Raw genomic sequence first — 11,866 nt, 5'->3', positions numbered from 1 at the left:
CAGACCGCCATGGCGAAGGCGCCGGCCTGCGCGTCTGTCACGGCGCCGCTCGCCAGGCCCTCGGCGAACCAGAAGAGCTCGGCCTCCGTCACGCGGTCGCCGTCGCGGAGCTTGGCGAGAATGCCGCGCGCGGTCGTCATGGCGCGCCGGGCGTGGCGCGGTTCATGTAGCCCGCGTCGAAGCGGCCGGGCAGAAGCTCGGCCACCGTCATGGTCAGGCGCTGCCCGTCGGCGGTGGCCATGGTCACGCGCACCTCCGAACCCGCGAACTCGGCCAGCTTCTGGCGGCAGCCGCCGCAGGGCGGGACCGGCGCGGGCGCGTCCGCGATCACGGCGACCTCGGCGATCCGCGTGTCACCCGCCGCGACCATCGCGGCGATGGCGCCCGCCTCGGCGCAGGTGCCCTCGGGATAGGCCACGTTCTCGACGTTGCACCCGACATGCACGCGCCCGCCCTCGGCGCGGATCGCCGCCCCCACCTGGAAGCCGGAATAGGGCGCATAGGCCATGCGCCGGACCTCATCGGCGGCGGCTATCAGGTCGTCTGGCATGTCGGGCAGGTCTCCGCTTCGTCAGGGACTTGGCGCAGTCTGTGCCGGGCCGGTCAGGAGCGCAAGCCTCAGGGCCGCCGCGCGTCAGCCGAGATCGGCGGAGCGTTCGGCGATCAGCGCGATGAGATCGTCGAGATCGCGGCGGCAGGGCGCGTGGAGCGCGGCGAGATCGCCGAGCCGCTTGCGCTTGGCCGCGATGTTCAGCACCTCCGCCAGGCGGCAGAGCCGGTCGGCGCCGACCGCCCCGGACAGCGCGATCAGGATATGCGTCTGCTCCCGGATGAGCGGCACCGAGCGCCGGCGCACCCCCGCCTCGAGCAGCGTCCGGACCGAGCGCAGGTCCTCGTCCAGCCGGGCCAGCAGATCGCGCATGTCGTCGGGTCCGGCGGCCTCGAGCAGCGCGTCGAGGCGGCCCTCGTCCATCTTCACGCCGAAGGCCTCGTCGTCGGTGTCGCCCGCCAGCACGTCCTCGGGCTCGGGCAGGCCGGCGGGCCGGCCGGCATGGCGCAGGATCGCGCGGCCGAATTCCTCGGCGGAGGCGACGGGCTTGCCGATGATCCCGTCCGCGCCCGCGGCGTAGATCGCCTCGCGGTTGTCGCGCAGCACGTAGGCGGTCAGCGCCACGAGCGGCATCGTGGCGGCCGTGTCGCTGCGCTGGCGCACCGCCCGCATGACCTCGAGCCCCGAAACGCGCGGCATCTCGATGTCCACGAGCGCGATGTCGAAGCCCTGTGTGTCGAGCGCCTCGAGCGCCTCGGCCCCGTCCGATGCGAAGACCGGCCGCGCGCCCATCTGCTCCAGCATTCCGCGCAGGATCGCCTGGTTGGTCAGGTTGTCCTCCGCCACGAGGATGTCGAGGTCCGAAAGGTCGGGGCGCGGCAGAGGCGGGTCGGCCAGGCTCCGGTCGAGGCGGCTCTCGGGCAGGACGAGGCGCGCGACCGCGCCGCCGAGCGGCCCGCCGTTGCCGATGGAGAACTCGGCGCCGATCTGCGCGGAAAGCTCGCGCGCGATCTTGAGCCCGAGGCCCTGCCGGCCCGTCGGCGCGGCGGGCCCCGCGACGAAGCCCGGCCCCCCGTCGGCGACCTCGAGCGTCAGTCCGCCGTCCGCCCCGACCGTCACCCCGAGACGCACCGGCGCCCCGAGACCGTGTCGCATGGCGTTGGCGATCAGGTTGCAGACGATCCGCTCGAGCGCGATCGACGGCGCCCGGATGCGCGCCGGCAGGTCGCCCTCCGTCACGATCTCGAAGCTGGAGCCGAACTCGGCGGCGCGGCCGGTCCAGCGCCGCCGCAAGGTGTCGAGAAGACCGGCCAGGTCCACGCCCGCGGCGGGGGCCATGACGAGCGTTTCGCCCGTCGCGGCCATCAGGGCGGAATCGACCATCGCCGCCAGCGAGTCGCCCGCGGCCCGCACCCGCTCGAGCTGGGTCACGGTATCGGGGTCGAGCCTGCGCGTGTCGATGAGACGGAGGCCGCCCACCACGTCCGACACCGCCGAACGGATGTCGTGGCCGAAGAGCTCCAGCGTCCGCGCCCGCCCGGCGGGGCCGACACCATCCGATGCTCCGTCGTCCGGCTTGGCCCCGTCATGCATCTCGCAACACTCGTACGTAACTCTTGTCGACGCAAAGGATACCACCGCGCGTCCCCGGCTGCCAAGCCGGAGAGCGATCACGCTTTCGCGGCCCCGTATCCGACCGCGCGCACGGCCTCGGCGATCTCGTCGAGGATCTTCGGATCGTCGATCGTGGCGGGCGTCCTGAAGGTCTTGCCATCGGCGATCTTGACCATCGTGGCGCGCAGGATCTTGCCCGACCGCGTCTTGGGAAGGCGGTCGACCACCACGGCGAGCTTGAAGGCCGCCACGGGACCGATCCGGTCGCGCACGAGCTTGACGCAGTCCGCGACCACCTGCTCGGGCGGGGTCGTGGCACCCCGGTTGAGGCAGAGGAAACCCATCGGCAACTGCCCCTTGAGCGGGTCGGAGACGCCGATGACCGCGCATTCGGCCACGTCCTTGTGCGAGGCCAGGACCTCCTCCATCCCGCCGGTGGACAGCCGGTGGCCCGCCACGTTGATGACGTCGTCGGTGCGCGCCATGATGTAGAGGTATCCGTCCTCGTCGATCATGCCCGCGTCGCCCGTCTCGTAGTAGCCGGGGAAGTGGGTGAGGTAGGCCTTGCGGAAACGGTCCTCCGCGTTCCAGAGCGTGGGCAGCGTGCCGGGCGGCAGCGGCAGCTTCACGGCGATGGCGCCCAGTTCCCCGGGTTTCATCGTATGCCCGCCCTCGTCCAGGATGCGCACGTCGTAGCCCGGCATCGCGACCGAGGGGCTGCCGATCTTCACCGGGAGCCTCTCGATTCCCATCGGGTTGCCCGCGATGGCCCAGCCCGTCTCGGTCTGCCACCAGTGATCGATGACCGGGACGCCCAGCGTCTCCTGCGCCCATTCGATCGTGTCGGGGTCCGCCCGCTCGCCCGCGAGGAACAGGGTCTCGAGGCTCGACAGGTCATAGTCCGAGACGAGCGCGCCGCCCGGATCCTCGCGCTTGATCGCGCGGAAGGCGGTCGGCGCGGTGAAGAGGCACTTCACCTTGTGGTCGCGGATCACCCGCCAGAACGTGCCCGCGTCGGGCGTGCCCACGGGCTTGCCCTCGAAGACGATCGTGGTGCAGCCGAAGGTGAGCGGCCCGTAGCAGATGTAGGAATGCCCCACGACCCAGCCGACGTCCGAGGCGGCCCAGAAGACCTCGCCCGGGTTCATGTCGTAGAGATTGCGCATCGACCAGTTGAGCGCGACGAGATGCCCGGCCGTGTGCCGCACCACGCCCTTGGGCTGTCCGGTCGTGCCGGAGGTGTAGAGGATGTAGGCCGGGTGGTTGCCCTCGACCGGCACGCACGCGGCGGGCTCGACGCCGTACTGGAAGGCGTGCCAGTCGAGGTCCCTGCCCTCCTCGAGATGCGCCACCTCCTGCTCGCGCTGGAAGATCACGCAGAACTCCGGCCGGTGCTTCGCGATGTCGAGCGCGCCGTCGAGGAGCGGCTTGTAGTGCACCACGCGCCCCGGCTCGATCCCGCAGGAGGCGGCGATGATGCACTTGGGCGTGCAGTCGTCGATCCGCACGGCGAGTTCGTTCGCCGCGAAGCCGCCGAAGACGACGGAGTGGATCGCGCCGAGCCGCGCGCAGGCCAGCATCGCCTCCAGCGCCTCGGGCACCATCGGCATGTAGATGATGACGCGGTCGCCTTTCGTGACGCCCCTGGCCTTCAGCGCCCCCGCGAGGCTCGCCACCCGCGTCTGGAGCTCGCGGTATGTGATCTTGTGCGTCGTGCCCGTCAGCGGGCTGTCGTGGATGATGGCGAGGCGGTCGCCGTGGCCCGCCTCGACGTGCCGGTCGACGGCGTTCCAGCAGCCGTTGAGCCTTCCGTCCGCGAACCACTCGTAGAGGGGCGCCCTGTCGTCGGAGAGCGCGCGCGTCGGCGCCTCGTCCCAGTCGATTCCCTTCGCGGCCTCGAGCCAGAACCCCTCCGGGTCCTCCTGCGCCGCGCGATAGACCTCGGCATATCCCATAGGTTGTCCCCTCCGTCGATTGCGCAATTTTCTATCGCTTTGCCGGCTCCCTGCGCAATTAGGCGACATTGCCGCAGGTGCCCCGCGCCTGCGACAGAACGGACCCTTCTGCGACGCGGCGAACGCGCTATCTGCACTGCAGCGAACAGGAGAAGATGATGACCGCAATCCCCGACGGCCCGGCGCGCGAGCGCTGGATCACCCGCCATGTCACCTACCGCCTGCCCCTTATCGGCCGGATGGCCCGCGAGGTCGTCGAGGGCCCGGTCGACAACACCTTCGCCGCGATTCTCGGCGTGGTCGCGGCCGTCGCCTCGGCCGTGCTGATCTGGGGCTATCCCGCGCTGATCATCGCCGCGCTGACGGCGGCGGCGCTGATGCTGGTCACGCTCGTCCGCATCACCCTCGGCTGAGGCGGATCACATCGCCTGAAACGATCGCGGTCGCGCTTGCGCGACTCGCGGCGCGGGCGTTCCGATTCCTCGCGCGGCGGGCATGGGGCCCGCCCATCCGCAAGGGAGGACGGCCATGGGCGACAAGAAGGCGACCCCGAAGAAAGCCGGCGGCGGCAAGCCCGGCAAGTGATGCACAGGTCCGCGCCGGGGATCGGCCTCCCGGCGCGGGCCATGCCTCAGCCGTAGAGGCTGACCGGTGTTCCGGCGAGCGCCGAGATGTTCAGGAGGCCGCGCGGCGTGATCGCGGGCGTCACGATATGGGCGCGGTTGCCCATGCCCATGAGGATCGGCCCGACCTCCAGCCCGTTCGCCTTCATCTTCAGGATGTTGCGCGTCGCGCCTGCCGCATCGGTCGAAGCGAAGACCAGCGCGTTGGCCGGCCCTTCCAGGCGCGACTGCGGGAAGATGCGGGCGCGGAGTTCCGCATCGAGCGCGCTGTCGGCGTGCATCTCGCCCTCGTAGGCGAAGCCGCGCGGCACCGCGTCGAGGATCTCGAGCGCCGCACGCATCCGGATGCCGCTGTCGCTGTCGAGGTTGCCGAACTGGCTGCCCGAGCAGAGCGCGATCTTGGGCTCGACCCCGAAGCGCTTCACGTGGCGGGCCGTCGCGATGACCGTCTGGGCGATCTGCTCGGGCGTCGGCACGGCGTGGACATGGGTGTCCGCGACGAAGAGCGGCCCGTCCTCGAGGATGATGAGGCTGAGCGCGGCCGTGGGGCGAAGATCCTTCGTCTCAAGGAGTTGCGTGACGTAGTTGAGGTGCCAGAGATACTGGCCGAAGGTGCCGCAGATGAGGCTGTCGGCCTCGCCGCGATGCACCATGACCGCGCCGATGGCGGTGGTGTTGGTGCGCATGATCGCGCGGGCGAGGTCGGGCGTCACGCCGCGGCGCTGCATCACCGAATGGTAGGTGCCCCAGTAGTCGCGGTAGCGCGGGTCGTTCTCGGGGTTCACCAGCTCGAAGTCGACCGAGGGCCGGATCGTCAGGCCGGCCCGTTCCGCCCGGCGCTCGATCACCTCGGGGCGGCCGATGAGGATGGGGGTGTCCGTCGTCTCCTCGAGCATCGCCTGCGCGGCGCGCAGCACGCGCTCGTCCTCTCCCTCGCAGAAGACGATGCGCCGCGTCGTGGTGGCCGCCGCCTCGAAGACCGGCCGCATGATGAGGGCCGAGCGGAAGACCGACTGGTTGAGCTTGGCCCGGTAGGCCGCCATGTCCTCGATCGGGCGCGTGGCGACGCCCGAGGCCATCGCGGCCTCGGCCACCGCGCTGGCCACGACGGCGATGAGGCGGGGATCGAAGGGCTTGGGGATCAGGTAGTCCGGCCCGAAGGTCAGCTGCTCGCCCTGGTAGGCGGCCGCCGCCTCGGCGCTGGTCGTGGCGCGCGCGAGCGCGGCGATCCCCTCGATGCAGGCGATCTGCATCTCGTCGTTGATCTCCGTCGCGCCGACGTCGAGCGCGCCGCGGAAGATGAAGGGGAAGCACAGGACGTTGTTGACCTGGTTCGGAAAATCGCTCCGCCCCGTGGCGATGATGGCGTCGGGCGCGACCGAGCGGACCGCGTCGGGCTGGATCTCGGGGTTGGGGTTGGCGAGCGCGAAGACGATGGGCCGGTCGGCCATCTGCGCGACCATCTCCGGCGTCAGGACGCCCGGCCCCGAGAGCCCGAGGAAGAGGTCCGCGCCGTCGATGACCTCGCCGAGCGTGCGCAGGTCGGTTGCCTGCGCATAGGCCGCCTTCTGCGGGTTCATGTCCACCTCACGGCCCGCATGGACGAGGCCGTGGATGTCGCAGAGCCAGACGTTCTCGCGCTTCACGCCGAGCTTGAGGAGCATGTTGAGGCAGGCGATCCCCGCCGCGCCGCCGCCCGTGGAGACCACCTTGATGTCCTCGAAAGACTTGCCCGCGATGCGGAGCGCGTTGGTGGCCGCCGCCCCCACGACGATGGCGGTGCCGTGCTGGTCGTCGTGGAAGACGGGGATGTTCATCCGCTCGCGGCAGATCCGTTCAACGACGAAACAATCGGGCGCCTTGATGTCCTCGAGGTTCACCGCGCCGAAGGTCGGCTCCAGCGCGCAGACGATCTCGGCGAGCTTCTCGGGGTCCTGCTCGGCGATCTCGATGTCGAAGCAGTCGATGTTGGCGAACTTCTTGAAGAGGACGGCCTTGCCCTCCATCACGGGCTTGGCGGCCAGCGCGCCGATGTTGCCGAGGCCGAGGACCGCGGTGCCGTTCGAGATGACCGCGACGAGGTTCCCGCGCGAGGTGTAGCGCGCGGCGTTGCCCGGATCGGCCTTGATTTCAAGGCTCGCCTCGGCCACGCCGGGCGAATAGGCGCGCGTCAGGTCGCGCCCGTTGGCCAGCGGCTTGGTCGCGCGGATCTCGAGTTTCCCGGGCTTCGGGTACTCGTGGTAGAAGAGCGCGGCGGAACGCAGGCTCTCGGTCTTCTCGTCGCTCATCCCGGCCCTCGCTCGGAAACTGGTTTAGCCTTAAACTAACCCTGCGGAAGCCTCCAGCGCGTCCGCGCGCCGCAGGGCCGCCGCAGCCGTCAGACGAATTGCTCCCGGATCAGCCGCTCCTCGAGGCCGTGGCCGGGGTCGAAGAGGATGCGGTGCCGCACGTCCGGTTCCGTCCGGATCTCGACCGAGGCCACGTCGCGGACCGAACGGCTGTCGGCATCCGCCATCACCGGGCGCTTGTCGGCCTCGATCACCTCGAGGCGCACCAGCGCGGTCTTGGGCAGGAGCGCGCCGCGCCAGCGCCGGGGCCGGAAGGCCGCGACCGCGGTGACGGCCAGCACGTCCGCCCCGATGGGCAGGATCGGCCCGTGGGCGGAGTAGTTGTAGGCGGTCGATCCCGCAGGCGTGCAGACCAGCGCGCCGTCGCAGACCAGTTCCTCCATGCGCAGGCGCCCGTCGACGTAGATGCGCAGCTTCGCCGCCTGCGGCCCCGCGCGCAGCAGGCTCACCTCGTTGATGGCGAGCGCCTCCTGCACCGAGCCGTCGACGCGCACGGCCTTCATGTGGAGCGGGTTCAGCACCTCCTCCTCCGCCGCCTCGAGACGCTCCACCAGGTCGTCCTCGCGGTAGCCGTTCATCAGGAAGCCGACCGTGCCGCGGTTCATCCCGTAGACCGGCGCCTCGATCTCCTGCGTGGCATGCAGCGTCGACAGCATGAAGCCGTCGCCGCCGAGCGCCACGATCACGTCGGCCTCCTCGGGGGCATGGGCGCCGTAGCGCGCCTCGAGCCGGGCCTTCGCCTCCTGCGCGAGCGGCGTGTCGGAGGCGAGGAAGGCGATGTTGCGGGCCGCGGGCATCGGCGCCCTCCCCCTTCGTGTCTGGCAAGCTGTCCCTGGCCGACATTCGCGCGCGCCCATCGGAAACTCAATCCTCGATCGGCGGCGCCCCGTCGCCGCAGCGGGCGCAAGCGCCGCTTTCCGTCCTTTCCTCGGGGGGGCCTTTGCCATAAATGCGTCAGCCAACGTCACCCGGCCCCGCGCCCGCCCCATCCCCGAGGAGGAGCCCCATGAACGCCCCCCACCGCGATACCGGTTTCTTCACCGAGAGCCTCGAGACCCGCGACCCCGAGATCTTCGGCGCCATCCGCAAGGAACTCGGCCGCCAGCGCGACGAGATCGAGCTGATCGCCTCGGAGAACATCGTCTCCGCCGCCGTGATGGAGGCGCAGGGCTCGGTGATGACGAACAAGTACGCCGAGGGCTACCCGGGCAAGCGCTACTACGGCGGCTGCGACTACGTCGACATCGCCGAGACGCTGGCGATCGAGCGGGCGAAGCAGCTCTTCTCCTGCGGCTTCGCGAACGTGCAGCCGAACTCGGGCAGCCAGGCCAACCAGGGCGTCTTCACCGCGCTCCTGCAGCCCGGCGACACGATCCTCGGCATGAGCCTCGATGCGGGCGGGCACCTGACCCACGGCGCGAAGCCCAACCAGTCGGGCAAGTGGTTCAACGCCATCCAGTACGGCGTCCGCCGCCAGGACCTCGAGATCGACTACGACCAGATCGCGGCGCTGGCGGGCGAGCACAGGCCGAAGATGCTGATCGCGGGCGGCTCGGCCATCCCGCGGATCATCGACTTCGCCAAGATGCGCGAGATCGCCGACAGCGTGGGCGCCTACCTTCTGGTGGACATGGCCCATTTCGCGGGGCTCGTCGCCTCGGGCCATTACCCCTCGCCCTTCCCGCACGCCCATGTCGCCACGACGACGACGCACAAGACCCTGCGCGGACCGCGCGGCGGCATGATCCTGACGAACGACGAGGACATCGCCAAGAAGGTCAACTCGGCGATCTTCCCCGGCATCCAGGGCGGCCCGCTGATGCATGTCATCGCCGCCAAGGCGGTGGCCTTCGGCGAGGCGCTCCGCCCGGAATTCAAGGATTACCAGGCGCAGGTGATCGCGAACGCCCGTGCGCTCGCCGACCAGCTCATGAAGGGCGGGCTCGACATCGTCACCGGCGGCACCGACACGCACCTGATGCTCGTCGACCTGCGCCCCAAGGGCGTGAAGGGCAACGCCACCGAGAAGGCGCTCGGCCGCGCGCACATCACCTGCAACAAGAACGGCATCCCCTTCGACACCGAGAAGCCGACGATCACCAGCGGCATCCGCCTGGGCTCGCCCGCGGGCACCACGCGCGGCTTCGGCGAGACGGAATTCCGCCGGATCGGCGACTGGATCGCCGAGGTGGTGGACGGCCTCGCAGCGAACGGCGGGGAGGACAACGGCGCCGTCGAGGCCAAGGTCGCGTCCGAGGTTCTCGAGCTCTGCGGCCGCTTCCCGGTCTATCCCCGGCTCTGACGCCCCGGAGAGGATCCGCCCAAACCCGATGCCGCGGCGCCGCATTCTTGCGGGAAGTGTTGCGCCGTGGCACTTTACGGGCGGTGCGGGGAATCCCAGATGTGGGTCACGGAGGAACCGCGCCGGGGGAACGACCGGCTTGCGCGAGCGTGGGGCCATGAACGCTGACTTGCACACCCGTCCGGAGATCACGCCGGGCTACCGCCGGGAAGCCGAGCGGGAGATCCGGGCATTCACGCGCGACTGGACTTCGCGCGACGACCGCATCGCGAGCGCCAGCTACTTCGGCACCTTCGCGGTCTACTTCTTCACCCTCTGGCTGGCGCTGCAGGCCTGGCCGACCTGGTGGCTCGTCGTGCCGCTGGTGGTGGTCAACGCCTTCGCGGGCGTCCGGCTCTACGTGCTCCAGCACGATTGCGGGCACGGCTCGCTCTACTCGACCAAGCGGCTGAACGACCTCGCGGGCCACGGGCTCAGCGTCTTCACGCTGACGCCCTACCGGGTCATGCAGTTCAACCACAACGAACACCACTCCCACCTCGGCAATCTCGACGAGCGGCACACGACCGAGATCTACACGATGACGCTCCGCGAGTGGGAGGAGGCCGGCTTCTGGACGCGGCTCCACTACCGGCTCTACCGCAACCCGCTCCTGATGATCCCGGTGGGCGGGCTCCTGACCTACGTGCTCGTCTACCGCTGGCCGAAGAACGCGGGGCGGATCGACGCGAAGGGCGTCATCGCGCACAATCTCGGCATCGCGGCCTGGCTCTTCGCGATCTGGTCGCTGGCCGGCGCGCCGGGCCTGATCGTCTACGCGGGCACCGTCTTCGTCGCGGGCTGCATCGGCGTCTTCCTCGTCTACCTCCAGCACAATTTCGAGGACACCTGGTGGGACCGGAAGCCCGACCTCAACCCGGCGCGCGCCGCGCTCCAGGGCTCCTCCGCGCTCGATCTCGGCTGGTGGTGGGATCTCGGCACCGGCAACATCGCCTATCACGACATCCACCACTTCAACGCCAACATCCCCTCGTACCGGCTGCGCAAATGCCACCGTGCGCTGCGCGCGCGTTACGAGGTGCAGACGATCCGCTGGCCCGAGGCGCTGCGCTCCTTCACGCTCAAGCTCTGGGACGAGGAGCAGGCGCGCCTTGTGCCCTTCCCGCGCGCGCGGCGGAGCGCGCCGGTGCCGACGAACGCCTGACGGCCCGCATCTTCATCCTGGCCTGAAAACTCCCGCCGGAGGCTCCCGTCCCCACCCTTCGCGCGACCGCCCGGGACAGCGCTCCGGGGCGGCCGCATCCCGCGGCAGCCGCGCGCCGGCGAGCGGCTTCCGCACGGGGGCCCGAGCCGGCGCGCTCCCCCCCGCCCTCAGGCCGCGACCGCCTTGCGCACCATGTCCCAATAGGCCTCCTCGACCGCCGCCCGGTCGAGCCGCCCGCCCTCCCGGTACCATGTCGTCACGCCGGTCAGCATGGCGATCAGCGCCATGGTGGCGAGCTTGGTGTCCGGCACCGCGAAGACGCCCGCCGCCTGCCCCGCCTTCAGCACCGCCTCGAGCCGGTTCTCGTAGTCGCGCCTGAGCCCCTCGATCACCGCGAAATTCGCGGGCTCGAGGTTCCTCAGTTCCATGTAGGCGATGAAGACGAGGTCCGGCCGGTCGAGGTGGAAGCGGATGTGGTGGCGCACGAAGTCCTGGAGCTGCGCCTCCGGCCCCGCCTCGGGTGCGCGCCAGTCGGCCAGCAGCTCCTCCAGATGGTCGCGCATCAGCTCGAAGAGCAGCGTCTGCTTGTCCGCGGTGTAGAGGTAGAGCGCGCCCGCCTGCACGCCCACCTCGGCCGCGATCTGGCGCATCGAGACGGCGGCGAAGCCGTGCCGCGCGAAGAGGCGCAGCGCCGCCTCCCGCACCTTGGGGCCCGTGATCTCGCCGTGACTGCCCTGCTTGCGCGCCATGGCCCGAGATTATCTGAACGCGCGTTCAGTTCAACCGGGGCGTCCCTGCCGTCTGGACAGGAGCGCGCGGCTGCGGTTACCTCCGGCCATGGGACGTCTCGCCGCCATCGCGATCCTCTCCGCGCCGCTCCTGGCCGCCTGCGGCCCGGACGTGCCCGCGCTCGACCAGCGGATCGCGGCCGCGGCGGACGCGCCCTTCCCCGAACTCGTCCCCCTCGGCCCCCTCCTCGCCGGCATCGACGCCGCCCCGCCCCGGCAGGCGGCGCCCGAGGGCCAGAGCCTCGAGGCGCGGACCGAGAACCTGCGGCGCCGCGCCGCCGCGCTCCGGGCCATGCCGCTCTGAGCGCCGGGCCGCGTGCGATTCCGCCGCGCCAAGGCCCGCCCGCGCAATGGTCCGCCCCGGGGCTCGCGCCAGGACGCGCCCGGTTTCCACGCACCAGCAACCCGCCATCCCGACCGGGCCCGTCCCGACCCCGCGCGCACCGGCCGCGTGCGGCCCGCGTTGCAGCGCCGCGCCCTTC

10 protein-coding genes and 1 pseudogene are annotated in these 11,866 nt (G+C 70.8%); 4 read left to right on the top strand and 7 right to left on the bottom strand.

Annotated features, from left to right (window positions below; translation table 11 throughout):
* The 4 genes and pseudogenes from ACTS11_RS00220 to ACTS11_RS00205 form a co-directional block, all read right to left on the bottom strand.
* Positions 1-140 (bottom strand): annotated as a pseudogene (locus ACTS11_RS00220) (thymidine phosphorylase); the annotation flags it as partial.
* Positions 137-550, bottom strand: a complete 414-nt coding sequence (locus ACTS11_RS00215) for a cytidine deaminase (RefSeq protein WP_442638342.1) — start codon at positions 548-550, stop codon at positions 137-139. The gene ACTS11_RS00215 and the pseudogene ACTS11_RS00220, both read right to left, overlap by 4 nt.
* An 84-nt stretch (positions 551-634) precedes the next feature.
* A complete protein-coding gene (locus ACTS11_RS00210; RefSeq protein WP_442638341.1) occupies positions 635-2,143 on the bottom strand; it encodes a response regulator in 1,509 nt (502 codons plus the stop codon).
* A 77-nt stretch (positions 2,144-2,220) separates the two neighbouring features.
* Positions 2,221-4,119 (bottom strand): propionyl-CoA synthetase, encoded by a 1,899-nt coding sequence (locus ACTS11_RS00205; protein ID WP_442638340.1) that lies wholly within the window; start codon positions 4,117-4,119, stop codon positions 2,221-2,223.
* A gap of 158 nt (positions 4,120-4,277) precedes the next feature.
* Between ACTS11_RS00205 and ACTS11_RS00200 the strand changes: the two genes are divergently transcribed.
* Complete coding sequence (locus tag ACTS11_RS00200; RefSeq protein ID WP_442638339.1) at positions 4,278-4,532, top strand: hypothetical protein; 255 nt, start codon at positions 4,278-4,280, stop codon at positions 4,530-4,532.
* 218 nt (positions 4,533-4,750) lie between these two features.
* Here the strand turns inward: ACTS11_RS00200 and ACTS11_RS00195 are convergent, their stop codons facing one another.
* Both ACTS11_RS00195 and ACTS11_RS00190 read right to left on the bottom strand, forming a co-directional pair.
* Entirely contained in the window at positions 4,751-7,030 is a 2,280-nt protein-coding gene (locus tag ACTS11_RS00195) for an NADP-dependent malic enzyme (protein ID WP_442638338.1), read from the bottom strand.
* A gap of 89 nt (positions 7,031-7,119) precedes the next feature.
* Positions 7,120-7,887: an NAD kinase gene (locus ACTS11_RS00190; protein ID WP_442638337.1), complete on the bottom strand. Its 768-nt coding sequence runs from the start codon at positions 7,885-7,887 to the stop codon at positions 7,120-7,122.
* A 209-nt stretch (positions 7,888-8,096) separates the two neighbouring features.
* Between ACTS11_RS00190 and glyA the strand changes: the two genes are divergently transcribed.
* Together glyA and ACTS11_RS00180 are read left to right on the top strand one after the other, a co-directional pair.
* Entirely contained in the window at positions 8,097-9,392 is a 1,296-nt protein-coding gene (gene glyA, locus ACTS11_RS00185) for a serine hydroxymethyltransferase (RefSeq protein WP_442638336.1), read from the top strand.
* Between the two features lie 169 nt (positions 9,393-9,561).
* Complete coding sequence (locus ACTS11_RS00180; protein ID WP_442638335.1) at positions 9,562-10,596, top strand: fatty acid desaturase; 1,035 nt, start codon at positions 9,562-9,564, stop codon at positions 10,594-10,596.
* 167 nt (positions 10,597-10,763) lie between these two features.
* On the opposite strand, the gene ACTS11_RS00175 is transcribed toward ACTS11_RS00180, so the two are convergent.
* A complete protein-coding gene (locus ACTS11_RS00175) occupies positions 10,764-11,345 on the bottom strand; it encodes a TetR/AcrR family transcriptional regulator (protein ID WP_442638334.1) in 582 nt (193 codons plus the stop codon).
* 88 nt (positions 11,346-11,433) lie between these two features.
* Here ACTS11_RS00175 and ACTS11_RS00170 point away from each other — a divergent pair, with 88 nt between their 5' ends.
* Positions 11,434-11,688, top strand: coding sequence for a hypothetical protein (locus ACTS11_RS00170; RefSeq protein WP_442638333.1), 255 nt, complete (start codon positions 11,434-11,436; stop codon positions 11,686-11,688).
* The last annotated feature ends 178 nt before the right edge of the window (positions 11,689-11,866 follow it).

This window comes from Roseicyclus sp. (assembly GCF_052168335.1).
Lineage (GTDB): Bacteria > Pseudomonadota > Alphaproteobacteria > Rhodobacterales > Rhodobacteraceae > Roseibacterium.
This window is presented reverse-complemented; position numbering and strand designations above follow the sequence as displayed.